This is a genomic window from Paenibacillus sp. KS1, from assembly GCF_001680695.1.
Taxonomy (GTDB): Bacteria; Bacillota; Bacilli; order Paenibacillales; family Paenibacillaceae; genus Paenibacillus_B; species Paenibacillus_B suaedae.
In genome coordinates this window covers 1-26,340 of record NZ_MAIS01000014.1, presented here as the reverse complement: position 1 = coordinate 26,340, position 26,340 = coordinate 1, and the positions used below count along the sequence as shown (strand labels likewise).

Annotated in this window: 29 protein-coding genes and 1 pseudogene; 21 read left to right on the top strand and 9 right to left on the bottom strand. The window is 45.0% G+C overall.

The annotated features are described in order from the left end of the window. Positions 1-6: 6 nt before the first annotated feature. Entirely contained in the window at positions 7-954 is a 948-nt protein-coding gene (locus tag BBG47_RS06940; protein WP_065291115.1) for an ABC transporter permease, read from the bottom strand. 1 nt (position 955) lies between these two features. Next, on the bottom strand, positions 956-1,882 hold the full coding sequence (locus tag BBG47_RS06935) for an ABC transporter permease (RefSeq protein ID WP_065291114.1): 927 nt from the start codon (positions 1,880-1,882) through the stop codon (positions 956-958). Between the two features lie 513 nt (positions 1,883-2,395). Here BBG47_RS06935 and BBG47_RS06930 point away from each other — a divergent pair. Further along, positions 2,396-2,659 (top strand): CD3324 family protein, encoded by a 264-nt coding sequence (locus tag BBG47_RS06930; protein WP_065291113.1) that lies wholly within the window; start codon positions 2,396-2,398, stop codon positions 2,657-2,659. 91 nt (positions 2,660-2,750) lie between these two features. Here the strand turns inward: BBG47_RS06930 and BBG47_RS06925 are convergent, their stop codons facing one another. After that, entirely contained in the window at positions 2,751-3,665 is a 915-nt protein-coding gene (locus BBG47_RS06925; RefSeq protein ID WP_065291112.1) for a DNA-3-methyladenine glycosylase family protein, read from the bottom strand. 212 nt (positions 3,666-3,877) lie between these two features. Here BBG47_RS06925 and BBG47_RS06920 point away from each other — a divergent pair, with 212 nt between their 5' ends. From BBG47_RS06920 to BBG47_RS06885, 8 genes are all read left to right on the top strand, one after another. Continuing rightward, on the top strand, positions 3,878-4,477 hold the full coding sequence (locus BBG47_RS06920) for a bifunctional transcriptional activator/DNA repair enzyme AdaA (RefSeq protein ID WP_065291161.1): 600 nt from the start codon (positions 3,878-3,880) through the stop codon (positions 4,475-4,477). Beyond that, positions 4,467-4,994, top strand: coding sequence for a methylated-DNA--[protein]-cysteine S-methyltransferase (locus BBG47_RS06915; protein WP_065291111.1), 528 nt, complete (start codon positions 4,467-4,469; stop codon positions 4,992-4,994). Before BBG47_RS06920 ends, BBG47_RS06915 begins: the two co-directional genes overlap by 11 nt. Before the next feature lie 50 nt (positions 4,995-5,044). Further along, the gene (locus BBG47_RS06910; protein WP_065291110.1) at positions 5,045-5,863 is read left to right on the top strand and encodes an SPL family radical SAM protein; all 819 of its coding nucleotides are present in this window, start codon (positions 5,045-5,047) and stop codon (positions 5,861-5,863) included. Between the two features lie 267 nt (positions 5,864-6,130). Beyond that, positions 6,131-7,330 carry a serine hydrolase domain-containing protein gene (locus tag BBG47_RS06905; protein ID WP_065291109.1) on the top strand — a complete coding sequence of 400 codons (1,200 nt, stop codon included), beginning with the start codon at positions 6,131-6,133 and terminating at the stop codon, positions 7,328-7,330. Between the two features lie 32 nt (positions 7,331-7,362). Continuing rightward, positions 7,363-7,938 carry a TetR/AcrR family transcriptional regulator gene (locus BBG47_RS06900; protein WP_254659765.1) on the top strand — a complete coding sequence of 192 codons (576 nt, stop codon included), beginning with the start codon at positions 7,363-7,365 and terminating at the stop codon, positions 7,936-7,938. A 135-nt stretch (positions 7,939-8,073) separates the two neighbouring features. After that, the gene (locus BBG47_RS06895; protein ID WP_065291107.1) at positions 8,074-8,655 is read left to right on the top strand and encodes an RNA polymerase sigma factor; all 582 of its coding nucleotides are present in this window, start codon (positions 8,074-8,076) and stop codon (positions 8,653-8,655) included. After that, entirely contained in the window at positions 8,616-9,599 is a 984-nt protein-coding gene (locus tag BBG47_RS06890; RefSeq protein ID WP_065291106.1) for a DUF4367 domain-containing protein, read from the top strand. Before BBG47_RS06895 ends, BBG47_RS06890 begins: the two co-directional genes overlap by 40 nt. A gap of 169 nt (positions 9,600-9,768) precedes the next feature. Further along, entirely contained in the window at positions 9,769-10,539 is a 771-nt protein-coding gene (locus BBG47_RS06885; RefSeq protein ID WP_065291105.1) for a hypothetical protein, read from the top strand. Between the two features lie 85 nt (positions 10,540-10,624). Here the strand turns inward: BBG47_RS06885 and BBG47_RS06880 are convergent, their stop codons facing one another. The 5 genes from BBG47_RS06880 to BBG47_RS06860 are packed head-to-tail and all read right to left on the bottom strand — an operon-like array spanning position 10,625 to position 14,172. After that, positions 10,625-11,686 carry a polysaccharide pyruvyl transferase family protein gene (locus BBG47_RS06880; RefSeq protein WP_065291104.1) on the bottom strand — a complete coding sequence of 354 codons (1,062 nt, stop codon included), beginning with the start codon at positions 11,684-11,686 and terminating at the stop codon, positions 10,625-10,627. Beyond that, complete coding sequence (locus tag BBG47_RS06875; RefSeq protein ID WP_065291103.1) at positions 11,683-12,843, bottom strand: glycosyltransferase; 1,161 nt, start codon at positions 12,841-12,843, stop codon at positions 11,683-11,685. Before BBG47_RS06875 ends, BBG47_RS06880 begins: the two co-directional genes overlap by 4 nt. After that, a complete protein-coding gene (locus BBG47_RS06870) occupies positions 12,833-13,558 on the bottom strand; it encodes a glycosyltransferase family 2 protein (protein WP_021260260.1) in 726 nt (241 codons plus the stop codon). Before BBG47_RS06870 ends, BBG47_RS06875 begins: the two co-directional genes overlap by 11 nt. A gap of 36 nt (positions 13,559-13,594) precedes the next feature. Beyond that, on the bottom strand, positions 13,595-13,786 hold the full coding sequence (locus tag BBG47_RS06865; RefSeq protein ID WP_065291102.1) for a hypothetical protein: 192 nt from the start codon (positions 13,784-13,786) through the stop codon (positions 13,595-13,597). 23 nt (positions 13,787-13,809) lie between these two features. Next, the gene (locus tag BBG47_RS06860) at positions 13,810-14,172 is read right to left on the bottom strand and encodes a DUF2642 domain-containing protein (protein ID WP_065291101.1); all 363 of its coding nucleotides are present in this window, start codon (positions 14,170-14,172) and stop codon (positions 13,810-13,812) included. 323 nt (positions 14,173-14,495) lie between these two features. Between BBG47_RS06860 and BBG47_RS06855 the strand changes: the two genes are divergently transcribed. From BBG47_RS06855 to BBG47_RS06845, 3 genes are read left to right on the top strand one after another with little or no spacing between them, the layout of a single operon-like run. Then, positions 14,496-15,146, top strand: a complete 651-nt coding sequence (locus BBG47_RS06855; protein ID WP_021253588.1) for a DsbA family oxidoreductase — start codon at positions 14,496-14,498, stop codon at positions 15,144-15,146. Positions 15,147-15,194: 48 nt separating this feature from the next. Beyond that, positions 15,195-15,788 (top strand): nitroreductase family protein, encoded by a 594-nt coding sequence (locus BBG47_RS06850; RefSeq protein WP_094183137.1) that lies wholly within the window; start codon positions 15,195-15,197, stop codon positions 15,786-15,788. Between the two features lie 38 nt (positions 15,789-15,826). After that, a complete protein-coding gene (locus tag BBG47_RS06845; RefSeq protein WP_065291099.1) occupies positions 15,827-16,216 on the top strand; it encodes a nuclear transport factor 2 family protein in 390 nt (129 codons plus the stop codon). A gap of 86 nt (positions 16,217-16,302) precedes the next feature. Here BBG47_RS06845 and BBG47_RS06840 read toward each other — a convergent pair whose 3' ends face one another. Then, a complete protein-coding gene (locus BBG47_RS06840; protein WP_065291098.1) occupies positions 16,303-16,533 on the bottom strand; it encodes a hypothetical protein in 231 nt (76 codons plus the stop codon). Positions 16,534-16,838: 305 nt separating this feature from the next. On the opposite strand from BBG47_RS06840, the gene BBG47_RS06835 reads away from it, so the two are divergent. The 9 genes and pseudogenes from BBG47_RS06835 to BBG47_RS06795 form a co-directional block, all read left to right on the top strand. After that, positions 16,839-17,429 carry a TetR/AcrR family transcriptional regulator gene (locus tag BBG47_RS06835; protein WP_065291097.1) on the top strand — a complete coding sequence of 197 codons (591 nt, stop codon included), beginning with the start codon at positions 16,839-16,841 and terminating at the stop codon, positions 17,427-17,429. A 60-nt stretch (positions 17,430-17,489) separates the two neighbouring features. Beyond that, positions 17,490-17,978: an HXXEE domain-containing protein gene (locus BBG47_RS06830; RefSeq protein ID WP_065291096.1), complete on the top strand. Its 489-nt coding sequence runs from the start codon at positions 17,490-17,492 to the stop codon at positions 17,976-17,978. Positions 17,979-18,153: 175 nt separating this feature from the next. Beyond that, positions 18,154-18,732, top strand: a complete 579-nt coding sequence (locus BBG47_RS06825) for an RNA polymerase sigma factor (protein WP_065291095.1) — start codon at positions 18,154-18,156, stop codon at positions 18,730-18,732. Further along, the gene (locus BBG47_RS06820) at positions 18,707-19,882 is read left to right on the top strand and encodes a DUF4179 domain-containing protein (RefSeq protein ID WP_065291094.1); all 1,176 of its coding nucleotides are present in this window, start codon (positions 18,707-18,709) and stop codon (positions 19,880-19,882) included. Before BBG47_RS06825 ends, BBG47_RS06820 begins: the two co-directional genes overlap by 26 nt. A gap of 33 nt (positions 19,883-19,915) precedes the next feature. Beyond that, positions 19,916-21,283 carry an ABC transporter substrate-binding protein gene (locus BBG47_RS06815; protein ID WP_065291093.1) on the top strand — a complete coding sequence of 456 codons (1,368 nt, stop codon included), beginning with the start codon at positions 19,916-19,918 and terminating at the stop codon, positions 21,281-21,283. A gap of 75 nt (positions 21,284-21,358) precedes the next feature. Continuing rightward, on the top strand, positions 21,359-22,669 hold the full coding sequence (locus tag BBG47_RS06810) for an ABC transporter substrate-binding protein (RefSeq protein ID WP_065291092.1): 1,311 nt from the start codon (positions 21,359-21,361) through the stop codon (positions 22,667-22,669). An 87-nt stretch (positions 22,670-22,756) separates the two neighbouring features. Continuing rightward, positions 22,757-24,115: an ABC transporter substrate-binding protein gene (locus tag BBG47_RS06805; protein ID WP_065291091.1), complete on the top strand. Its 1,359-nt coding sequence runs from the start codon at positions 22,757-22,759 to the stop codon at positions 24,113-24,115. Positions 24,116-24,188: 73 nt separating this feature from the next. Next, positions 24,189-25,586, top strand: coding sequence for an ABC transporter substrate-binding protein (locus BBG47_RS06800; RefSeq protein ID WP_254659768.1), 1,398 nt, complete (start codon positions 24,189-24,191; stop codon positions 25,584-25,586). 129 nt (positions 25,587-25,715) lie between these two features. Beyond that, positions 25,716-26,340, top strand: a pseudogene (locus tag BBG47_RS06795) (hypothetical protein); the annotation flags it as partial.

Below are 26,340 nucleotides of genomic sequence, written 5' to 3'. Positions count from 1 at the left end.
ACCTCCTTATTGTTGTGATCGTGGATCTAGGGCATCCTGCAATCCATCTCCAAATGCGTTGAATGCGAACATGGTGAGCGAAATCATCAATCCTGGGAAGAACAGTCGCCACCATTGGCCGCTTAATATGACGCCAAGTGAATCGTTGGCCATTGTGCCCCAGCTGGCATCAGGTGCTTGTACACCTAGACCGAGAAAACTTAGAAATGATTCAGAGAAAATTGCCGCCGGAATCGTAAACGTTAAGTTGACAATAATGATGCCCGCAGCATTCGGGAGCAGATGCTTAAAGATTATGCCAGCATGAGATGTGCCAAGCTTATGCGCTGCAAGTACATACTCTTGCTGCTTAAGCTGTAGAATCTGTCCACGTACAACACGCGCCATTCCAACCCAGCCTGTTATAGATAGGGCGATAATCATGGTGAAAATTCCTGGCTTCATAACGACAAGAAGCAAAATGATTACGAGCAAGTAAGGGATGCTGTATAAAATTTCAACAATGCGCATCAACACATTATCAACGCGATCACCGAGCCTGCCGCGACCTGCCATATATCCTGAAATGCCACCTACTACAATGCCGACGACAAGATCAATTGCCGCTGCTGCGAATCCGATCGTAAGCGAGATGCGTGCTCCTGCCCAAGTTCGCGCCCACACATCGCGTCCCAAATCATCTGTTCCGAACCAATGTTCTCCGGAGGGAGGGAGGTTCGTAGCTGTTAACGATTGAGCGCTCGAAGAATAGGGAACGAGAGATGGACCAATCGCGGCGAGCAAAATAATGACCAGCAGCAGTACGAGTCCGAGTACGGCGAGCTTGTTGCGCGATAGCTTGCGCAATCTGTCCTGCCACAATGGAACGCTGCGAGCTGGGAGCTGATGCTCTGCTTGTTGGCTGCGTTCGATGGGATGGAACAGATGATCCAGTTCGGCTGATGAAGCTTTCATGCTAATCTCCTTTGCTAGCAAGTTTAATTCGCGGATCAACGATCCGGTAAGACATGTCGATTAAAAATAACGTAACGACCAATACGACGCTGTAAAAAATCGTCGTGCCCATAATGACGGGATAGTCCCGATTGAAAATACTATCGACGAAGTATTTTCCGATACCAGGGATCGCAAAGATCTTCTCCACCACAAACGTGCCTGTGAGGACGGATGCGAACAGTGGGCCCATGAAGGAAAGTACAGGAATTAAGGAATTGCGCAGTCCATGACGAATCACAATTTTCCAAGTAGGCAGACCCTTGGCTTCTGCTGTATGTATGTATTCCTGTTGCAGTACTTCCAACATGCTCGTTCGCACGAAGCGGGCAATGATCGCGATCGGCGCAACTGCAAGCGCGAGTGAGGGAAGAACGGTATGCTTCCAAGTTCCCCATGCAGCGACGGGTAGAAGACCCCATTTCACCGACATGTACTTAATAAGCAATGGTGCCAAGATGAAGCTCGGAATCGAGATGCCGAGCATCGCAATCATCATCGCAACAAAATCCAGCGCGCGGTTATGATGAAGGGCGGCAACCGTGCCTAATCCGATTCCGACCACGATTGCTAGCAGCATAGATTGAATACCGAGAATCGCTGATGGTAGAAATCCGCGGGCTATCAAGGTGTTAACATCCGTTGTCTTGGATTGGATTGACGGCCCTAAGTCCAAGGTGATCAAGCTCTTCAAATACAATAAATACTGTGTAGGCAAAGGCTTATCCAGGTTATACCTTGCCCTCATGTTCTCCAATACGGACTCTGGGAGCGTCTTCGAATCTGAAGCGAATGGATCACCTGGGATCATGTGCATGATCACGAAAGTCAGCGTAACAATGATCCACAGCGTGACCAGCATGGCGAATAAGCGTTTCAGCACAGCCATTATTCTGTTGTCTCCTGTTCATTTAAAATCTCATAATACACATTGAATAAATCGGGATTATAATTAAATAAAATCTCCTAACGAAATCGTAATCAACCGGTTGTTAAATATTAAATCTGATAGGATTAGTAAGAATAATAGGATAGAAGGTTGGAAATGTCAATGTAATACTATGTAAATTTCAAAATTTAAATTTCATTTCATCAGCGCATACACTTTAGAGGTAAGAAAGGGGGAAACGATGCCATTCCATTGATTGTAAAGGCATATACTGGTACAATTGGTTATATTCAAACTTTACTAGATAACGAAATGAGGGGATCGTTTGTTATACATGCGTATCGACTTAGAACTACTCCATGCAAAGTCTATATTATGGACATGAACGGTTGCTTGTGTGGAGTTACATCGCTTAACCGTTCACTTTCATTTTGACTTTCATGGTGAAAATACGTTTATAATGTAGGCTTTGCTCCCTTAAAAGAGACCAATTTTTTAAGGAGCGAAGGGATCATGAAATATATGAAGGCGAATGAATGCTTGCCAGAACATCTGCTATTAGAAATACAGAAATACGTCTGTGGTGAATTCATATACATTCCAGCACCGCAAGGATCTCGTAAAAAATGGGGCGAAAACTCTGGGATTCGAAGAGAGCTCCAACTTAGAAATGAGAAGATTCGGCACTATTTCCGTGAAGGGGCATCGATTGATCAGTTATCTGAACAATATTGCCTGTCTGTAGATAGCATCAAGAAAATTGTATACAAGAAATAAGGAATAGGAAACCCGCCCTGCTTCGAACGCAAGGCGGGTCTATTTGGTGTTAATGCCATAATCCTTGCCGCTGTATAGGATCGTTTGTGGATTAGTAGAGATATCTCCAAAGGTAAAATGTCGCATAAGCTTCCCAGCCGCTCCACTTCTCGGACATCTCTCGCAATTCGCTCTTCGTCGGCTTTCTGTCGGAGCCGAGGCGATGGCGAATGGCATTATGAAGTCCGACATCATCGATCGGAAATGCAGACGGCATTCGCAAGCAGCGCATGAGTACGTAATTGGCCGTCCATGGTCCGATTCCACGTATTTGCGTCAACATCTGTTCGGCTTGCTTGAAGTCGCCGGCTGCGAGCAGCATTTCTTTTGACAATCGCTTATCGGCAATTAGCTGTGCAGTTTGGATTAGGTACTCGCATTTTCGTTCGGTCATGCGCAATTGCTGTAGATCTTGGACGGCTAGAGAAGCGATATCGTGGGCAGTAGGATAGATCCAGTAGGTGTTCCCATCATATGTAATTCGCTTGCCAAAATGTTCGACTAGTCTCCGCTTCAACGTATACGCAAACGCAAGATTAATCTGCTGGCCAATAATTCCCCAGCTCATCGCTTCAAATAGGTCAGGGATGCCAATGATTCGCAATCCAGAGAATGACTGGACAGCATGTTGAAGCAAGGGATCGTTTTGGGCCAGAGCGTAAAAGGGTGCCAAGTCAGTGTCTAGGTCGAACCAATCTCGAACGTAATGTTCGACAGCTCGATGTTCCTCCGGATTACGAGGAACCGTATTTCCAAGATAGACAATGTTCAGAGATTGATCTTCATTGGCGCTAATTTCTACGATTGGCGAACTATGTTCAAGAGGAATTGCCTTACATACCTTGTGTTGTTGTATCTCATATAGACATTCATTGGTCGTACGAGATAAGTAGTTCAGATTCTCGTTGAAATTGAATTCCGTAGGAACCTCCAACCGCGTCCGATTTTCCTTGTGTTCCATCGTCATGTTATCCCTCCCTGCACGAGAAATATCTCCTATTATAGTTGTATCATACTTCCGAATCACATGGGTTTCGAAATATTGCGTTTCCATTCCTATTCGCGTACATAGCCCCGTCTATCAGGTTATACTGGAAGAGGAGGTGAAGTTCTATGCCAGAGAGGAACGAACCTATTCGGTTCACAGTCTTGTCTGAAGATGGGGGGAAGCAAACCATCATGCTAGGTATAGCGACAGATGAACAGTGGCAGGCCATCTTAGGGAATGATTCATCCTACGATCACCACTTCATCTATGCAGTGAAGACAACAGGGATCTTCTGCAGACCCTCATGCAAGTCAAGACCTCCAATTAGAGCGAACATATGTATATTTCAGAATGCGGAACATGCACAGAAGGCTGGATTTCGCCCGTGCAAACGGTGCAAACCATCAGGAGAGCGCATGCCGGATCAGGAATGGGTCCTTGAGATCGTTCAATGCATTCACAGCCGTTACGCGGAGTCATTGACGCTTCAAGCACTCGCCGAATTTTGTCACGGCAGTCCTTATCACTTACAACGTACATTTAAGCGGATAATGGGGGTATCTCCGATGGAATATGTTCAGCGTACGCGCATGCATCATGCCAAGCATCTACTTATTCATTCCAAGTATCCCGTTGCGGACATAGCGCAGACTGTAGGGCTTTCGAATACCCCGTATTTTATCACCTTGTTCAAAAAAATGACCGGACATACACCGGCAGCCTATCGGATGCGCGAATGGAATATCGATCAGGATGAGATAAGCGGAGGAGAGAACAATCATGGGAACTGAGAACCTCAATATATATTGGGCATTGTTGCAACATGATGAATGGCAGCTGTATATTGCTGCTTCAGAACGCGGTTTATGTTATATTAGCGGTCAGAATGAATCATTTGAACAGCTTAGTCAATGGGCTGAGCGGCACTATCCCGCTGCTGGTCTAGTACGTGCTGATGAACGTATGCAGCCATATGTTACGGAAGTAGTGGAATATTTGGCAGGGCATCGTGCGGAATTCGCTGTGCCGCTGGATATACAGGGAACTCCGTTCCAATGTGAAGTATGGGAAGCACTGTGTGCAATACCCTACGGTGAAACTCGAACTTATTCCGAAATCGCGGAACAGGTTAAGAAACCGAAGGCCGCGCGAGCCGTTGGCAGTGCAATCGGGGCGAATCCTATTCTGATTACGGTGCCCTGCCATCGTGTCATTGGGAAGGATGGTTCTATAACCGGCTATCGAGGTGGGCTTGAGATGAAGAGACGTCTTCTGCACGTTGAACAACGGCCTGCGATCAAGTCATGACGTAGAAGATTGATAAAGATTGATCGCTGGCGAAGGGAGGAGTGAGGCGAATGATTGACTTGCAATTTACTACACCGAAAACGCTGCTGAATAAAGGTACCGGATTCCTAGCCGACTATTCCCATACACTGAACCCATATACCGGGTGCTCATTCGCCTGCTCTTATTGTTATGTGCGACAAATGCCAGTGGCTAAGTTCCGCAAGGCGGCATGGGGCAGCTGGATTGATATTAAACAGCAGGCGGCAGCGGTGCTGCGCAAAGAACTGCGCCGAGCGAAGACGAAGGGCAGAGTCACGATCTTCATGTCATCAAGTACTGATCCCTATCAGCCGATCGAATACAAGGAACAGGTAACTCGTTCGCTGCTGGAGGTTATGGCTGATGAGCAGCCTGAATTCCTATTGGTGCAAACACGCAGCCCACTTGTTCAGCGGGATATCGATCTGCTGCAGCAGATGAGGGACAGGGTGCGTGTAAGTATGACGGTTGAGACCGATAGGGAAGAGATTCGCAAGCATTTTACGCCTGGGGCGCCGCCAATTGCAGCTAGATTGAAGGCTTTGGAACAATTGCGTCTGGCGGGTATTCCGACGCAGGCAACGATCGCTCCCGTTCTTCCAAGCAGTGAATCGTTTCCACAGAAGCTGGCAGGGCTGACGAATCGAATTTGTATCGATGATTACGTTATGGGTGATGGTAGCGGGGGAGCTAGAACGAGACAATTGGGAATATTCAGATTGTACGAGGAGCTCGGTTTACAGGAATGGTACGAGCCAGATGCATATCAGCTCGTGTATGATCGGTTCAGCCGCGTGTTTGCTCCCGATCAACTTCATATAAGCCAGAAGGGCTTTGCCCCAGCGTAGACATTGATATTATAGACAGCAAAGCCAGTAAAGCCAGTGAGTACAGATAGCAAATACATGAATTACTGTAGGGATTTTATAGTCTGTACAGACGCACAGAAGGATAGACAGCGTAGGAAGTTGGGCAGTTCGCCGACTCCGATAGCTGTCTATTTTTTTGTCTATATACAAATGGAATAGGATGCGTTATTGTTTATATGACTAAAATAACAAAAATAGTCATACGAATGAAAGTTTATTGGCAGCATAAACAGGAGCGTGAAGCAGATGACACAGGTTCATGTACAAGGTTGGGTGGCAGCAGGATTTGAAGAAGTTAAAGAGGAGTTCGTACGGAACTTTACAAAGCGCAAAGAAACGGGTGCAGCATGTGCTGTATATATACAGGGGAAGAAGGTTGTAGATTTATGGGGCGGGGTATCAGATCCTTATAGCGGAACATTATGGCAAGAGCATACGATGGTACCGGTATTTTCAAGCACGAAGGGCTTCGCAGCTCTGGCAGGGGCACTTGCGGTATCTCGGGGGCTTCTCGATTATGATGAGCAAGTCAGTGCCTATTGGCCCGAATTCGCCGTTCATGGCAAAGAACGCATCACAGTTAGGCAGTTGTTGTCGCATCAAGCTGGACTGAGCACGGTAGATACATTACAATTGGAGAAGTTTGCAGATTTAGATACGGCTCAAGTTGCCAATAAGCTTGCGAACACAAGGCCGGAATGGACACCAGGCGTGAAGCATGGCTACCACGCTTGGACAGTTGGTTGGTATATCGGTGAGCTTATACGCCGAGTAGACCCAAGAGGAAGAAGCTTGGGCCGTTTTTTCCACGAGGAGATTGCGAGTTCGCTTGATGCGGAATTCTATATTGGTCTGCCTGCTTCGGTGCCAGATGCAAGACTGGCTCAGGTAAGAGGCATTAACAGCCCAGCTCAAATCTTGAAGCATATTCATGAGATTCCCTTCTCCATGCTGCTGGGGTTCCTCAACCCTCGCTCGTTAACAGCTCGGAGCATGGTTGATCCGAAGCGGCTAGTTGCGAATGAGAACTTCAACCGTCGTGAGATGCTGGCGATCGAATTTCCATCCGGCAATGGAATTGGCGAGGTACGCGCAATGGCTGCCATATATGGTGAATTTGCTGCGGGAGGCAAGAAGCTGAACTTGTCCAAATCGGTACTTCGAACGCTAGAGGCTCCACCGGAGCTGCCATCATCAGGCGCCTATGACTATGTGAATCGGACCAAGCTGGCTTATTCCGTCGGATTCTGGAAGCCCATTGAAGGGCATGCGTTCGGCAGCAGCCACCGGGCATACGGACATCCGGGAGCCGGAGGTTCCTTCTGCTATGCAGACCCAGACTATGAGCTGGGATATGCCTACGGGTTAAATGAGATAGGCGGGTATATGGACAATAATCCGCGTGAGAATGCGGTGCGCCAGGCGGTATATCGCTGCCTGAAGTAAAGGAGAGAGTCATTATTCCGAAGTTTAGTGAAATGGAAAGAGAAGCGGTTCGTACATGCCTAATGTCCACAGGCAAGGAACTGTTCACTCAATATGGACTGAAAAAAACGAGTGTTGATGAAATTGTAAAGGCATGCGGCATCGCGAAGGGATCATTTTATGCCTTTTTCCAGTCGAAGGAAGAACTGTATTATACCATCATGCAAGAAGAAGAATCGTTCAAGGATCAGAAGATTCGAGACATGCTGAACAGTGAACGATCTCCGAAGGAACTGCTGAAGGGCCTGTTCGACTTGTCATTTGAGATGCTGGAGACAAATCCGTTCCTGAAACGAGTTCAACAACGAGACGAATACGAATTGCTGATCAGAAAATTGCCTAAAGATAAGTTGGAAGAACATATTCAAGCTGACAATCGAGCTGGTGCCGAGCTGATTAAGCAGTGGCAGGAGAAGCAGGTCATTATTGATAAAGACCCAGAAGTCATTATCGGTTTACTGCGCTCGGTTATGCTGCTGTCATTGCACAGAGAGGAAATTGGAGGTAAGTTCGATCAGGTCAAGGAACTGCTGCTTGGATGTGTGACGGAGGGACTGCTTCGCAAATAACAGGAACACAGCTTCATAATCTTACCATCAAAGTTGTACTGCTGATCAGAAGGCGGTGCAACTTTTTTATTAGGCAATGTCCCTTTTGTGTGAGTTTAAGTGTTGTATAGGTGAGGGAAGGAGGGGGAAGTTGGAATGGAGTCTGTTGAAGGGTTTGTTGAACAGGTGCAGGCAGGCCAAATCGAAGAGTATATCCATATCATTAATACCTACCAAAACCCGTTATTTCGATACTGCTCACGTCTGCTAGGAAACAAGCATGAAGCAGAAGATGCTGTTCAGGACATATTCGTGAGAGCCTACGAGAAAATTCACTTGTATAAGCCAAATGTATTGTTCTCTTCTTGGCTATATAAGATTGCTTACCATTATTGCCTCAATCTAATTCGCAAGCGCAACATACAACAAAAATTCAAATGGTGGTTTACACAAGAGTCGACAACGGAGAGTGCTGAAGACACCGTCGGGAAGTCATTATTTGATGAGCCGCTTCATTCCGCATTGAAGCAACTTAGCGTGGAGGAACGGAACTTATTAGTTCTTCGCGTATTTGAGGAAAAGTCTTTTGCAGAGATCGGTGAGATTCTGAATAAAAGCACGGAGACAGTGAAGAAACGGTTTGGACGTACTAGAATCAAATTGCAGCAGTTCATGACGGAAGAAGGGGGGCGGGTTCGATGGAGCGAATCAGATCTATTATCGAAGATGAAGAAATAAGACGATATGAGCGAGAACTTGATACTGAATTGATGATCGATATTCGCGAACCCGTTATGCAGCGCATTGATAGTTTACACATACATAGGAAACCCATGAATCGTCCAAAAGCAAGATTTCGTAGAAAGACGATCATTGTTCTTGCCTCCATCATTGTTGCGTTAACCTCTATCTCGGGATATGCGGCATCTAGAATAATCCAAATTCTTAATTCCAAAGGGGATGTCGTTGTTGAGACGAAAGAAATGAATTACACTCCAGGTGCTATTCACATACATAAGACACTAAAGGAATATGGGGAAATGGTGAAAGCACAATTAAAGCCGGGGGAATGGGCTGCGTATTACGTTGAAGATGAACAGTTTGCTCATTTGACTACAATAAATAGAGTTAATTTTGAATATAATCCGGTCGTGCATACCAATTATGATCGTTTGCAGCAGGAGATCAAGGATAAAGCTGGAGTGCCTGCCGTCGATATAGCAAATGCTCCAACCGGGCTAAAGTTTGAGTCAGGATGGGTATTTCCGAGTTTATATCCATTTGACGATATAAAAAGATTAGCAGAACAATTGGAGAAAGAATCAAAACAAGCAAAAAATAATCAAAACCTGTTTATCAAACCTCTAGCTTGGAAAGAAGTAGGCAGCTCACGCGCGAACTTCAATTACGATGGAAATCAACTAAAGTTGATAGGTTTTTACCATACTCAGTCGCGAGTGGTCTCGCAAAACACTTCAGAAATTGCCGTTACCAAATTAAAGTTGAACGGGATGGAAGTTCTGTACAAAGAAAATGTAAAAGGGAAAAATGCCAGCTTCAAGCATCAAGTGGAATGGATGCGGGAGGGGGGAAATTCTTATTATGTTTTGTCCGATGAAGTGGAAAGTAAACTATCCAAAACCGAGTTTATTGAGCTTGCGAGAAGTATGGTAGGGGAATAGTCATGTTGGAAAGCGGCCCTAGGGGCCGTTTTATTTAATTTAAAAAACTGATCTTTCCCGTCCCTTTTTACGTGTGCCAAGTGTTATACATAGTGAGGGTCAGGTGAGTCAGTTCATTTGGTTCCATTATAGGCATCAAATACAATGGGAAGAAAGGGATGGACAAATTATGAAATCAAAATCATTTCTAATTACCATGTGCGCCGTTCTTGCGATGTCAATGAGTATAAGCCAAGTGGTGACGGCAAAGGAAGCAAAGGAAGCTTCTGCAGCTAACGGAGCGTCCACGAAGAAAAAGGAGTCACAGAAAAAGGAAGATGCCAAGCAAAATGGAGAGCTTACAATCAAGGATGGTGAGCTTTATGCTACGTATACAAGCAAGGATAACTCCATTAATTTTAGTTTCAGAACGATAACCGGGGAAACTTATGAGGAGTTTCTCAAACAAGCTGTTCAGTATAAAGCTCCGAAGTTTACGGAGTTAGCTTTCTTGCCTGAAGGTTATAAGTTTATCAAAAGCGAAATCACTCCTCCATATCCTGATTTTTTCAGCGAGGCGTATCAGGTTCTTCTAGACCAAATGAAAAAGGAAGCTAAAGGGAAAAAAGTGTACCAGAAGAAGCTGAGCTGGAAGGAAGCTGGGGAGGCAGGAGTCATGTATACGAAGGATTCGGACTTTATTTTCTTGACAGTGACAAGAATTCAGCCTCTGACTATCGAAAAATCACCCGCTGCTCCTGTTGGCGGAAAACTGGAGAAGGTGAGTGTAAGTGGATTAGACGCGTTTTATACGACAGGGAGCAATGCACTATATTCAAATGTATTGATGTGGCAAGTCGAAGAGAAGAAGCTTGAATATCGGATTTCTACGAATAAGCAAAGCCCATTAACGAAGGAAGAACTTATTCAAATCGCAGAAAGTTGGAATGCTGCAAACTAACGGTTTCCCCTGATTTCAGGAACATATAAGAAAGCCCTAGACGATGTCATAGGGCTTTCTTGCATGCACATGTTGCGTCTAGCTTTTACAGCAGTTTGTCTGCGAAAGGAGTAACAAGCTGTAATTTCACGCGTTCTCGAAGCTCCTGCATATGACTAACGAGGGACGCGCGATTTTCTTGAATGTAGCTTGCTGTTTCTATTAATGCTATCTCCATATAATCGGCATGAGTTGGTATGATAATAGATGGGAGACTCATCGAATGTACAAAGTCATACGATTTGAAGCGGTAGCCCAAGCAGATGAATGGGATTCCTGCAGCAGCGGACAATACATTGGCGTGTAGTTTCAGGTTGACAGTGAAATCGAATCTTTGTACTAGTTTTAAATAGGAGTCAAGGGAATGAATCTCTTGATCGAATACGACATGGTCGGGGAATCCGATTTTTTGCTGCAAACGTTTGGCAGCTTCACGGTCTGGTCCCCACACTACATAAATGTAGATTTTGTATCCCTCTCGAATCCAGCGCTGCGCCGCATAGGCAAGTTCATCTTCTACAACGGATTCATTGCGTCCATAGATGCGATTATAAGACGTTCCCCAGTTCAGACCGATCCAGCGTTCACCAGTTTGTTTCACACCTGCATGGTCTGAAGTAGGGAGCGGGGTCAACATGGCAGGATCCCCGCTAATGGATACACGATCCATTTGTACACCGTTGTTGGACAAGTATTCATAAGTCCATGGACCACGTATGCCGCAATATGACGCGTTGCTGATAACCTCTTGCAGCATTGTGCGATATTCGGCACTATCAGCTGCAGGTTCAGGGCTTAAGGAGCGGTCATCATTGATCATCAGCCGACTGAGTCGATCATGCCCGCTGCCCCAGATAATTGTTGTTTTGTTCTTCTTGGCGGCGTGATACATAATATCAACATACCCTGGTATAAGAAGAGAACCTCCGCCAAGCACTACGGTGTCATAAGGAAAGATATCGTTCACATCAACACCTGGCAATGAAGGGATAATTTCGTACTTATCCGGTTCCAAATATTCCTGTGACATGTTCTGGAACATGCTCCACATCCATTCATCCCCGAAATTGTTGTAGCCAATCCACCCCAGATATAGTATTTTCCTCATTTGTGTTGCACCTCCTCTTGGCCGGCTTGCAGGATGACATGTCGATAGAGATCTTCCAACTGATTCACGATTTTGTGAATATCGAAATGCTCTAACGTCCACTTAAGGCCCTGTAACCCGGTCTTGCGCAAGGATGCTTTATTAGCCAATGCCTCTCGCAGTTCATTCGCGATTAATTCTTCGGACGGCTTACATACGGAAGCATGGTCACCGAAATATTGCTTCCATGCCTGTTCATACGTGGATGGCGTGACAAGCCCGAAGTACCCGTGGTTGCCGATAGCAATTACCGGCTTGCCGCAGGCCATTGCCTCCAATGCTACTCTCCCTGTGCCGACGACTATATCGGCGAGACTTAGATAATCGCGTACCTTTTTCTGACTTCCTACCATGTGAATGAACGGTTGTCCAATTTCAGATTCGATGCTTTTGGACAATTCACGAATTTCGTGATATTGATGCCCATCTCCGACGATGACGACATTCAGTTGAGAACGTCCTTCCAAGCGCAGTCTTCTTGCAGCCCAGATGAGCATTGTGCACACATAAGCCTTGTCCCATGACAACCTGCTGGCGTACACGATGGTGTCTGCATGATCTGGTATACCGAGACGGCTTCGTAAAGAGGAGGAATCCACTTCAATGAACTCGTCCGGATTTACTCCATTTGGGATTAGCTCGGATTGAATATTCATGCCCTCCAAAAATTGCTTTACTGGATGGCTTACACTAATGACAGCGTCACTATATTGATTCATACTAGTTAATTGATCTTCAGGATAATAAGTGCCATGAGCGGTAAATACAACGGGAATTCCTAGCTCTTTTGCAGCCATTGCGGCGTATAGGCCGGATGGTGATTGGTGAACGTGAACGACGTTGATTTTCTGGGTTTTCATGATTTGCTTTAATGAGGAGATGATTTTTGGCAGCATGTGGTTCTGCAAATGAAGAAGTGTTCCCGGCGATAAATCAACAGCGTGAATTTGACATCCTGCTCGTGCATAAGCCTCATACATATTGCCGCTGGCGCCGGCGTATATCGAGTGAATTCCACGCTTTTTAAGGGCTTTAACAATGCTAAGCACATGCGTCTCTGTACCCCCGATGGCTAAGCTATCCATCACCATCATCACACGTATACGATTAGGATTCATTCGATGGATCCTGCTTTTTTGAAAAATATTTTCGAGAGCGTTGTTTTGGGTGACTGCGGTAGTAATAGAGAACGTCAGGGATGTTTTCAATATTCAAATGGTTAGGATCCAGAGAACGGGCAATAAAATCATAATCTTCCGCGCCTTTTACACGTCTTGTGTGACCGCCTATACGATCGAACAGAGCGCCGCGCATCATGATTGTGCCATGACATACACAGTGCCCTCCCTTGCGATAGGTTGTACGGATATGCTCTCCATAGCGAAGCCACTTCGGGATTGTAACGACCTCGTTCGGGTCATGTTCGAACACGTGATAGTTTGTGCCTAGCAATTCAATATTTTGATGAGCTTCAAGATAGTTGATTTGCTTTTCCAACCGCTGCAAATGGGAGATATCGTCGGAGTCTTGGATTGCAATGTACTCTCCCTTGGCCATATAGAATCCAATTGTCATGGCTCCTGCATACCCGATATTCCGGGGAAGTGCCATTGTAAATATCGAATTATGATTGGGTAAGTTTATTCGATTATCGAGCAGCCAAGCTTGTGTCTGTTGGATGGAATCATCGGTCGAGCCATCATCAATCAGGATGATCTCCCAATTTGTATACGTCTGCTGCAGGATGCCGTTCAGGCATTCCTGCAAATAAGCTGCGCGGTTGTAATTGGGAATTACCACACTGACAAGTCCTTTAATTCGAGAATAAGTCATATTTATACCACTCCAAATTCAGAATTCAGTATGAAATTAAATAATACGAATGTAAGAGATAGATTTTAAAGGGAAAACAGCGTATTGGCCATTCTCATACCCAGATATGCTTGATGTGCGCAGCGTTAGCTTGGTTTCATCGACAGAAATGAGCGTACCGGTTGTAGTCTCCAACGAAGTAGCAACTTGCAGATTAGAACCGATTAGGGGTCTCAGCTTGTCCATCATGGTCATCACCTCCTCTCATGAGATTAACCAGCTTGCAGTGATATCGCGTTGGCCAGCTGCACAATAACGACCAAATCTTCCGACTCCATAATTTCAACATAATCGTTTCCGACTTCTGTGATTATCCCTTCTACGATTCCGGCCGGTGTATTTATGGACACATTCCGATTCACATACCTCTCAATCATTTCCTGAAGTGGAGAGGAGGGGGGATGTGGCGTGTTCAGTTTTTCCATTTCCTGTTTGACTTCAGTTTTGAGTCTTTTAATGATGGGATTATCCTCATTTGGATTGCTAAGCAGTGAATCATGCACTGCTTGTTTGACAATATTGCTAATTCCTTCGAGCAATGCTTGCAGCTCTTTCTCATTTGCTCTGAACCACATAAGCGTCTCACCTGATTTCTTCATTTTTCGATAAAATATGATACATTTTATACGTTTCCTAGCTGATTTGATTGAGCAGATATACGAAATCTATGAAAATGTTTGTTTGTATGGAAGCAATTATCATGTAAAGTTTCAATTTATTAACATTTTTAGAGACAGTTTTGTCTTCAGTTTCGAAATAGAGAAGGAAGATAAATAGGAAGAGTTGACTTTCTTTATGGTTGTAACTATAATAGTTACATCGAACGAATTATTTTTTTGTTATCGGTGTAACTACAGTTGTTACATCATATTGAGATATGGAAGGCGAGGACTTGAATATGACTGTGAAGATTAAAGCCTATTCTGATTTTGTATGTCCGTTTTGTTTTCTGGGCAAAGGCCCGTTGGATGAAATCGTAAAGGAGAAGGACGTTGAAGTGGAATGGATGCCATTCGAGCTTCGTCCCGAACCATATCCGAAGATCGATCCATGGAATGAACCTGATAAGCTTGCATCGTGGGATGCATTTATTAAGCCAACAGCAGAGAAGCTCGGCATCGATATGCGTCTGCCGCATGTATCTCCTCATCCATATACCAACCTGGCATTTGAAGGGTATCAATATGCGAAGGAACAAGGCAAGGGCAACGAATATATTCAGCGCGTGTTTACAGCCTTTTTCCAAGAAGAGCAGAATATCGGGGAGATTGAAGTATTGACGAAGGTTGCAGAGGAGCTTGGCTTGGATGCAGCAGCGTTCCGCGGGGCGCTTGAATCCCGCACATATCGTGAAGCTCATCAAGCAGCGATCAAGCATGCTTATGAAGAGGCTCGCATCTCAGCTGTACCGACATTCATTATCGGTGATCAGGTGATTCAAGGTCTGGCTAGCAAGGAGCGTTTGGCTCAAGCCATTGATCGCGCAGCTTCCAAGCAGTCATTTGACTCAATTGAAGGTATGCAGTGCGATCTCGATGGAAATTGCTAAGTTTATCTTGTATATCAATCACATTATTTATAAATGGAGGAAACCTCAATGACAACATTCAAAGACGCAATCATCAACCGCCGTTCCATTCGCAAAGTAACGAAAAATCCAGCGATTACAGAAGAGCGCATCCGTGAAATTTTGAAAACATCCTTGCATGCTCCAACATCATTCAATATGCAAAGCGGCCGTGTGGTCGTATTGCTGGACGGTGAACATGAGAAGTTCTGGGACATCGTGAAAGAAACGCTGCGTGCTCGTGTTCCGGCAGAGAACTTTGATGCAACCGTTCAAAGACTGGCAGGTTTCCGTGATGGTGTGGGAACAATCTTGTTCTTCGAGAACCAGGCAACGATTCAGAGCATGCAAGAAAATGCTCCTAGCTATAAAGAGCAATTCCCGTTCTGGTCCCATCAAGGCAGTGCAATGCTGCAATATGCAGTATGGACAGCACTGGAAGCAGAGGGTATCGGAGCTTCCCTTCAGCACTACAACCCGATCGTAGATGAAGAAGTGAAGCGTACATGGGATATTCCGCAAGAATGGTCGTTGATCGCGCAAATGCCATTCGGTGAGCCGAATGAACAACCAGGTGAGCGCAGCTTCCTGCCGTTTGAAGAAGTTGTAACGTTCCACAAATAAGATTATGTACTAATATAGTTTTCGTGGGAGGGCTGAATATGGAAAGCCAGCAAGCAAATGTGAACATCATCCGCCGCACCTATGAAGGGCCTGAATTTCTGCTTGAAGCAGTAACTGACAGCACGGTATGGACGGAAGCGGCAGGATATCCGTACTGTGGCACGTTCCATGGAGCTACTAGCATCAAGAGCAATGTATTTGATCGCTTAGGGACAGAATGGGATGGCTTTGTCGCCACAGTACACACCTACCACGAGGTTGCGAATCAAAATATCGTAATTACAGAGGGCGTTTATACCGGAACATACAAGACTACAGGGAAATCCATTCGTGCAGATTTCGTACATGTATGGAAGCTTGATGATGGCAAAATAGCAGCATTCAAGCAATACGTTGACAGTCATATTGTTGTTCAGGCTATGTCTTAACATGATAAATAGAAGAAGCATGTCTCTCGTTGCGAGGGCATGCTTCTTTGTGTTTGGAGCGCCGTCTCCTGTAACTTTATCCGATATCACTCATCAATTAACTCCAATAAATAATCCGTGTAATGCTCCTCGTTCATTGTCGATATTGCGGCACGAAGTTTATCCTGAGCTTGATCAGGAGTTAAAGCTTCATAGTCAGATACCTGCATATTTGTCATTCGTGCCTGAAAATCAGGTGAACTATGTTGTCCGATATATTGAATCACTTGCTGTAGGGGCATTTTTTTGAGTGCCCATATACTAATACCATCACTCACGGAAGTACCTCCTTCTATTTGTTGAATTGGCATATACCGTTATCGTGTCCGATTTCCGAGGCTCAGATTCTTAGATATTCCATATTACATATTAGGGTTGACACTGCTGTTATAGAGGAGTAGGATGGGAATATAGGGATTTGAACATCTGTTCAAAACGATTGTTCAAAACAAATGTTCAATAAATAGGGCCAGCATATTCGCAGTTCCTATACTCAATTTCAATGTTCAATTTTTTGTTCACTGCTAGTGTCAATATCAACCTAGAACTTATTCATCAATAACAACATGAGAGGAGAACAAAGATGGTTCAAGACACAAATGACGTGAAGGCAAAGATTCTCGGCGCGGCGAAGAAGCTGTTTGCACGCAATGGGTTCGAAGGAACAACGGTAAGGCAAATTTGCGAAGAGGCAGGAGTAGCGCTCGCGCTTGTCTCGTACCATTTTGGCGGCAAGGAAAAGGTATTTTATGCGCTATTTGAGTCGTCGATTCCCAATTATGCAACGGCAATCTATACGCTGCAGGATCCGGAGGCTGACTTTGCGCATTTTATACATGAATTTGTTCGTCTGCGTCAGACAGAGCCTGAGCTCATTAACTTGCTGCAGCAGGAGATCATTATGCAAAGTCCGCGTATGGAGAAATTGCAAGCCTATGTCTACACATTGTGGAAGCAGCTTCGCGACATACTGGAGGCGGGTAGAGCGGAGGGATGCTTCCAATTCACATCCTTGAAGCAGACGCTGCACTTTATCATAGGAGCTCTCATTTTCACTCGAAATGTACCTGCGCTAGACGACTTGTTCGAGACAACAGTCATGGAAGAGAATGCAGAGAGTGTTGACGAGATTGCTGCATGCACCGTTCATTTTCTATTAAATGGATTGAAGTAACGTTAGTCGATCCCTGCATACTCGGAATTGCTTGAATGTTCCAATAAGGAGGAATACAATATGAATAGTTCTATTATTATCTTGTTCTTGTTCGCATTTACGATACACAACTTAGAAGAAGCGGTGTGGCTGATCAGACAATCTTCCGCAGCAGGGAAGGTGAAGATGCATAAAGCCGTTACTCAGGATCAGTTTTTGTTTGGTTTATTTTGGGTAACTGGATTCGCTTATTTGATTACAGCCCTGTATATCATCTATCCAGACGTTGCGGTATTCAAATACGCGTATTTCGGCTATGTAGGCGGAATGATTTTTAACATCATCTTCCCGCATTTGATATCGACGATTATCGAACGCTGCTACTCGCCAGGTTTATTTACGGGCCTATTGGTCATCGTTCCGATTGATAGCCTCATTATGAAGACAGGGCTAACTGCAAATGTTATTTCAGTAAGTGAGCTTATTATCAGTACGATCATTGCCGGTGTTGTCATTATGGCCAGCATTCCATTTAGTTTCAAGGCAGGCAAGAAACTGATTACATATTAAACTTATTAACGAACGAATCTTTTGAATTGAATACCGGAATGGATAAGCAGTATGCGCCAATCGGATAGAACAACTATTCGGTTGGCGCTATCTGTTTTTTTATTTTTGGACACGTGTCACAAATCGGAGATTACGGTTGTTATAGAGGTTGGAGAGCATCAAGGGAGGTGAACCTGTGGAATTATCCAGCCCGGGGGAACGACAACAGAAGCAGCAATTTATTGAGGCGATTGTTGCGAAGGTGCAGGAAGGCGATGATGAAGCTTTTGCAATCCTTATTCATCATTTCGAGAGGCAAATGTACAGCTACTGCTATTATCTATTAACGAATCGAGAAGAAGCAGAAGATGCTTTGCAGGAGATTTTCCTACAGGCCTACCGCAATCTGAATCAATACATACAGAACACGAACTTTTCGGCTTGGCTGTATAAGATTGCATATAACCACAGCATGAATGTACTGAAGAAGAGAAAACGCTGGTATCGGCTGCTCTTGCGCAGTAGAGAGATTGCACCTAATCCTGTTCCTATCAATCATGCAGCAATCATTGAGAATATGCTCGAACTATTGACAGTGGAGGAAAGGCATATTCTGCTGCTTCGAGCAGTTGAGCAATATAGCTTTACTGACATAGCGGACATTATGGGCAGTAATCCAGCTGCGATTCGCAAGAAATATGAGCGGCTGCGTACGAAGCTTCGGAATAATGATAAGGAGGTCTTTGCGAATGGCGAAATGGTCCAACCGAACTAAGCTGACCGATCAAGAAATAAATCAGCTTGAACAAATCATTCACGATACCGAAATGCCGGTCTATACATACAGTCATCGGATCATGAATCGGATTCGGGAAGAAAAAGCAGCGAAGAAGAAATCAATCTGGAAGCCAGCATTGATCGCTGCCTCCTTAGCAGCCGTTATTAGCGGTGGTGTAGTTGGAAGCGGGTTCGTCTCATCAACGATGGCGCATGCTTTAAGCAAGCTGCCCTTTATCGGCGTCGTGTTCCAGCAAACCGGCGATTTTGGTCTTTCTTACGCGGTTGATAACAATCTGGTTACGAAAATCAATCAATCCATCACTCATGACGGGGTCACGCTTCGGATTAAAAACATGGTTTATGATGGCATCCGCTTGGCTTTTACGTGGGAGCGTGAAGGCGAAAATGTGTCTTCCTATCTGTTCAGTCCCTCTTTAACGGACGATAGGGGAGTAATTCGTCGAATTCGTTTCTTAGACTCTTCACTTGAGGAGATAACATACGACTTAAGTTTAAGCATGTACCAAACTCCTGGAGACCCAGATTCTGGTATCTCAGTAAGTAGGAGTGAACCTTCGGTAACGAGAAATGGAAATCTCAGCAGCGAGCCGAAATCACTACCCGATGAGTTCAATATCCGCATGAATGTATCATTATCGGGAGTTCGGGAGGTGTTCATGTTCAATATTCCGGTGAAGAAGAATACGAAAAATATTAAATTTACAGAGAATATTACGAGATCCTATGACGGTCTTAGCCTGTCGCTTGAGAAATTGGAGTTAACCCCAATCACGACACGAGTGATGCTGAGAGGAATAGGAGAAATGCAGCATGTTCCCGATAAATTTATAGGTCCGAAAAAAGACTTTGGACTGCGCGATAACCTACTGTTCAGTGCAGACGTGTTCGATGATCAGGGGAACAAGGCGAAAGGACTGATAGATGCGGGACTTGGAGGATTAGCTAATAAGTACGAAGAGTCGAATGATTATGGATTGGATTTGATGTTCGAGCCATTCCGGCAAAAACCGAAGTCGATTACGATCAAGCCTTTTTTGTATGATTATGAGTCTTTAGAAGCCCGGAAAATCGAAAAACATTATATGAAAGAGCTAGAGTTCACCATAGAGCTAGAGAAGGAATAGCGTCTTAGGAGCGAGGAAGGAGAGGCAGCAAGTATGGGGAAATCGAGAGTCACAATCACACTCCTTATGATAATCGCATTGATAAGTGGATGTGCCGGCAAGACGCTAGAGCATGACGAGTCCATACAGACAAGCAAAATCAAGGTGCTGTATCAGGATGAAAATGCGTACTACATCGATATCGGCAAAATAAAAATGATGAACTATCCAGTGGATCAAATCGAATTTATTGTCCAGACGAACGAGTTCGCCAAGTTCAAGGATGGAAAATCACTAGATGAGTTTTACGAGGGGCAGAAAAAGTTCCTAGACAGGCACAAGCCGGATGTGATTGTTGTTGATGAGAACCTGTTCGCGGATACCGCCCGGGAAGGGAAGCTCTATGACATGGAGGCCGATCTGCAAGATGAAAGCTTTCATCTAAACGAATTTATGCCTGGACTGATCGACCGAATGAAGAGCAGAGGGGACGGGAAACTGTATGGAATAGCCCCCTATTTCTATAGACAAGTCTTATTTTACAATAAGGACTTGTTCGAGAAGCATCACGTTGATCCTCCGCGAAGCAATATGACATGGGATGAGGTATTGAAGCTGGCTGGACAAATCTCCGATCCCGGTTCGGGGAAGCGGGATTTTCACGGCATTTATCATACGTACTCCGCCGCCCCGGCGATGATGTACCAGATCGGTTCTTCTTCCGGACTGAGCTTGTTCGACGAGAAGGGGGAGAAGCTGCTGATCGATACAGACGGATGGAAGCATGTCATAAAGAAAATGACAGAAGCAGTGAGAAGCCGTGCGCTGCTCGTTCATCCGAAAGAGCGCAACATGACCCATGATGGGATTTTTTTAGATGGGGATTCTGCCATGTTAATCGGGGATCCATCCTTTATTCATAAAGATGTGATGCAGCCGGACGATAAGAGAAAATTACACAAAAGATGGGGCGTCCTGTCGCCGCCTGGCAATCCGAAGTTGGCAGAGGCGAATATGAAGCTGCCCTATGTGTATGCAGTAGCAGCAGATTCAGATAACAAGCAGGCTGCGATGGAATTCGTCAAATTCATCAATGGCAAGGAAACAATGGGGACATACTTCCAACGCTTTGTTTATGACTACGCGCCGACGCGCATGGGCAATCTGAATGATTTTGATTCAACAGTAACAGAGCCGTTCTATCAATTGAAACCGCAGATGAAAGACGGCATATGGGACAACCGGAATGTACCTCGTGATTTCTTTCTCGTTTTCGAACCAATCTTGTCGGAAGAACTGCAAGCGGTCATTGACGGGAAGAAAACAGTAGACCAAGCCGCTGCCGAACTAAAGGAGAAGGGGCAAGCTGCATTACGCCAATTACGGGACAAAGCGCGTACGAGTAATCCAACTGCCAAGTAAACACATGAAAGCCATGTAGCCTTGGGTCGGCAATGTCATGTCCGTTACGATGAATAAGTGAGTAGGAGGATATCCATGAAAAGGGTATGGAAAACGGGAATTTTCATGTTGGCGATCATATCCCTGCTGAGCAGCTGCGCCGAACAAAAAGAAAAGCTCGAGCCGCTTCAAGCAGGAACAATCAAGGTCGTCTATCTCGATGAGGAATCATTCTATGAGGATTACGGGAAATACTTCAAATTACAATTTCCGCAAATTGATGTGGAAGTGATCAGCAAGTCGAAGCTTATTACCGAATTCAATCATGTTACTGATTATAAGGAAGCGACAAGGAAGTTCCTGAATACATACAGTCCTGATGTATTGCTGTTAGATGAGGAGATGTTCAAAGCCTTCGTTGAGGAGGGTAAGCTATATAACTTGGAGACAGCCATTCATCAAGATAACTTCGATGTGGATGGGTTCATGCCTGGACTTATCGACAAGCTCAAAGCGTTAGGCAAGGGTGATCTGTACGGTCTTGTGCCGCGCGTCATCGTACATGCTCTGTACTACAATGCGGATCTGTTCAAGGAATATCAGGTTGAACCGCCGAGAAATAAAATGACCTGGCAAGAGCTAATGGAACTGGCAGCAAGATTTACGGGTCAAGGCAGTGGCGGCCGACACGTGTACGGCTTGGAGGAAACCTATTCCGATCCCGGACGCGAGGTACTGAATATCGGCTTCGATTCTGGCTTGAGGCTATTTGATGAGAAGGCAGATCATGTGCTTATCAATACGGACGGCTGGAAAAGCGTCATGAAGCTCGTCACGGATGGAGTCCGCAGCGGGTCGGTGGTTCTAAATTCGAATGGCAGCAACAAACATTTTATGAACAAAGAAGCGGCCATGATATTTAGTTCGCCAGATCTCATGCTGTCGCTCAAGCAGAACGGTATCCAAATGAATTGGGGCATCGCAACCATGCCCGTCCATTCAAATGATGAGTCCGTGAATATATCTTCACGTGAAATCTTCGCCATATCAGCCGCTTCTTCCAATAAGAGGGCAGCTTGGGAGCTGGTCAAGTTCGTAAACGGTGCAGACATGGCGAAATCCAATTCCAAAACATATAACGGGACATTGCCGTCGCGGACAGGATTTTTGAAGGAATACGACGGAAAAAGCCTAGAAGCCTTCTATATGCTAAAAGTGAAGGAAACAGCGCAAAAGTGGGGGAATGACCATGTTCCGGAATCTTTTTTTCGCCTGTTCGTGGAGCCGCTGCGAGCAGAAATGCAGGCTGTGATTGAGAATCGAAAAACGATTGATGAAGCAGCCGCCGTGTTGGAGGAAAAAGGACAAGGGGTGCTGATGCAGGCACGCAGCGAAACCGGAAAATAAGGAATCGTTGGTAGGAAGCGATGAGGCAGCGTACTCCACATATACATCATGTCACGAACGACAATAAAAAGGGGAAGCGAGCGAATTATGCATAGAAAATATAAACTAGTACTTCTATTGCTGACAATCACGTCACTATTGGGTGGGTGCTTTGGCGGAAATTCAGAAATGGCGCCGCTGAAAGACGGCAAAGGGAAGCTTAAGATCGTGTATAAGGATGAGGAATCATTCAATCGGGATTATGGAAATTTATTTTTGATGAAATATCCGGATATTGAAGTTGAAGTCATCGCACAGGATGATTTGTTTGATCTAACCGCAGAGCAGAATGCTCCATTTGACTTGAACGAGGAAAAGAAGAAAGTCATAGAGAAATTTAAGCCTGATGTATTGCTGTTGAATGAGAGCATGTTCGAAACCTTTGCCCAGGATGGGAGGCTGTATGACCTCGATATGGTCATTAACCAGGATAAATATGATATTAACGGATTCATGCCAGGGCTTATCGATAGGCTGAAAGAGAAGGGGAACGGGAAGCTGTTCGGATTGGCGCCTTATTTCGAAACACCTGTGTTGTATTACAATCGTGGACTGTTCAAACAATACAATATCGAACCGCCGCGAGATCAAATGAGCTGGAAAGAATTGTTGGACTTGGCCAGCAGATTCGCGAAAGAGGGGGCATATGGACTGTATCAGACGGAGAAACCCGAGAAGCTTGTGTATGATATTGCGGCTGGATCTGGGCTTCGACTGGTTGATGCTAAAGGGGAGAAACTGCTTATTCAATCCGAGGGCTGGAAGGAAGCTGTAACAATGACCACGGAGGCGATCCGCAATAAGTCCGTATACTTCCCGGAGCAAGACGCCAACAATGAGCGTATGGATCGCTATTACGAGCCTTTTCACCAAGAAAAAGCCGCGATGACATTTCAAGAGTCCTGGTTCTCTGTTCGTTTGAAAGAAGTTCCGATGTATGAAAAAACGCCGAAGATCGATTGGGGCATTGTTACGACACCGGTCGATCCGGCCAGCCCGAATGAATCAGCCTATGTGCATTTGTCAGAAATTTATGCGATATCCGCAAATTCTGAAAATAAGCGGGCAGCATGGGAATTTATCCAATTCGTAAATGGAACGGACATGGCTCAGGTCGCGACGCTGGGGAATAACGGGAAGCTGCCTACGCGTACAGGCTATTTTAAAGATTTAGAAGGCAGAAGCACGGAACCGTTCTATCTCTTGAAGCCGAAACAAGGAAAAGGACTGTTAGATGACAAGAACATTCCTCACGGGTTTCATGACCTGTTCGACCCGTTATTAGCAGAAGCATTGCAAGCGATCATTGATAAACAGAAAACGATAGATGAAGCCCTCGCAGAGCTGGAGATGAAGGGGCAGCAAGCATTAATAAAAGCGCGTGAAACGGCGGCGAAGAAATCGTAAGGGAATCTCAATTCTGGTTCCCGAATATGAAGAGCCATATACATAACGAAGCAAGGGAGAGAGGGAATTGCGAGTGCGGACTAGCTGGAAAATGGGGATAATGCTTCTCATCATCATGTTATTAGTAAGCGGTTGTTTTGGTAGAGAATCGGAAGTAGAGACCTTCAATAAGGTAAAAGGGACAATTAGAGTCGTCTATCAGGATAAAGAGGCATTTTATCGAGATTATGGGCAATTGTTCAAACTGAAGCAACCTGATATTGATGTTGAAGTGGTGAGTAAATCGGAGTTGTACTCCAAGTTCGGAGATCCTGAATTCGATTTTGAGAAAGAGTCGCAGAAACTGCTGGACAAGTACAAGCCAGATGTATTGCTGCTGGATGAGACATCGTTCACAGAATTTGCCCAAGGCGGGAAGCTGTATGCAATTGATGGAGTCATTAAGCGAGATCGTTATGATTTAGAAGGGTTCATGCCAGGTCTTACCGATAGGCTCAAAGCAATGGGCAAGGGGACATTGTATGGACTCTCCCCCACTATAGATACCACTGTATTATACTATAATCGTGATATATTCAAGGAGCATAATATTGAACCTCCTCGAAATCAAATGAGCTGGAAGGAATTTTTTGAACTGGCGACAAGCATATCGAAAGCAGGCGGTACAGAAAAACAACTGTATGCGCTAGCTCAAGAATTTGGTGGGGCAGACAGCCTGATGTATCAGATTGCTTCCTCAACTGGAATGAGGCTGTTCGATGCTAAGGGAGAGCAGCTGTTAATCAACTCGGAGAGCTGGAAGGAGGCCATCCAACAGGCGACGGATGCAGTACGGAGCAAGGCGCTGTATATTCCACCGGCCACGAAAGGACCTCAGCCCATTGAACCGGGGAAAGAGCTCTTCTTCACAGGTCAGGCTGCAATGAAGCTGGGAACACCGTGGGATTTGGAGCATCTAAGGGATAAGAAAATTGAGAAAATCAATTGGGATGTCGTGACAACTCCAGTCGATCCTGCGACACCCGATGAAACTGGAAATATAATCATTCGCGAAATTTATGCGATCGCAGCAGACTCCGACAATAAGGAGGCCGCGTGGGAACTCGTTAAATTTATAAACGGCGCGGACATGGCCAAGGTGGCAGCTCGAACGACTGTTGGCATGATCCCCACGATCCCTTCACGGCCGGAATATTTCAAGCAATTGGACGGTAGAAGCACGGAAGCATTCTATGCATTGAAGCCGAAGGAACTGTCCGTATTTGATACACTGTGGGGCAATAAGAATGTCCCTGATGACTTTAACAGTTCCTTCCGGTCATTGTTGACCGAAGTACTGCAATCCATTATTGACAATAAGAAATCGGTGGATGAGGCGGTGAATGAACTGCAGACGAAGGGCCAAGAAGCGCTTCGGGTCGCGCATGATCTAGCGCAAGAGAAACGATTGCGCGGCAAAGACAACAAATAAATGACGAATTGTGGAAATTCATTTCTGATTTTATTCTTAAATTTTATTCATTGAATGTTAAGTTGAGTATTAGATGCTCAATGTTAGCATAAAAGGGAGGTTTATATATGAAACTAAGGAGAAAATAAGATGAATGTAAACAAAACATTTCTAGCGGCTATGATTGTGTCAAGTATGTTGGTTACAGTGGCAGGCCCAATTCCTGTAGGAGCAGAGGCAGCGCATGAACAGGAGCAAACGAATAATAAGAAGGTTCAAATTGACAAAACGATGGCAGTCAAATTGCAAAAAGCGGTAAATCAATTTGCTGGAAAAGAGATTAAGCTGCAGAATGTTGCCGAGTCATTGGGCGGTTCAGAGGCGAAGGTTACATCGGTAGATGGTAAGTACACTGTCTACTTTAATGATAAAGGAGGAGTATGGTCGATAGACGGAGCGGTTCCACTTGATAAAATCAGCAAAGAGACTCAGGAGAAGGTTCTGAAAGCACTGAAAAAGGCATACGCAAAGAAAACATACGTCCTTGATAAAGAAGCGATTCTAATGCGGCCTTATGATGGAAAAAAGGAGAAACTAAAAGATCATTTTGCGTATGCTTTGACAGGGAAAGGTTTTCAGGCAGTATGGAGGAGTGGAACAGATTTTGTCAGTGAGGTTACAATTAAGCTTGCCAAGAAAGAACTCGATTCAAAATGGCAGGAAATGGCAGCAAAAGCGATGAAAACGGCTTTCGATCATGATTTGAATGTAACAG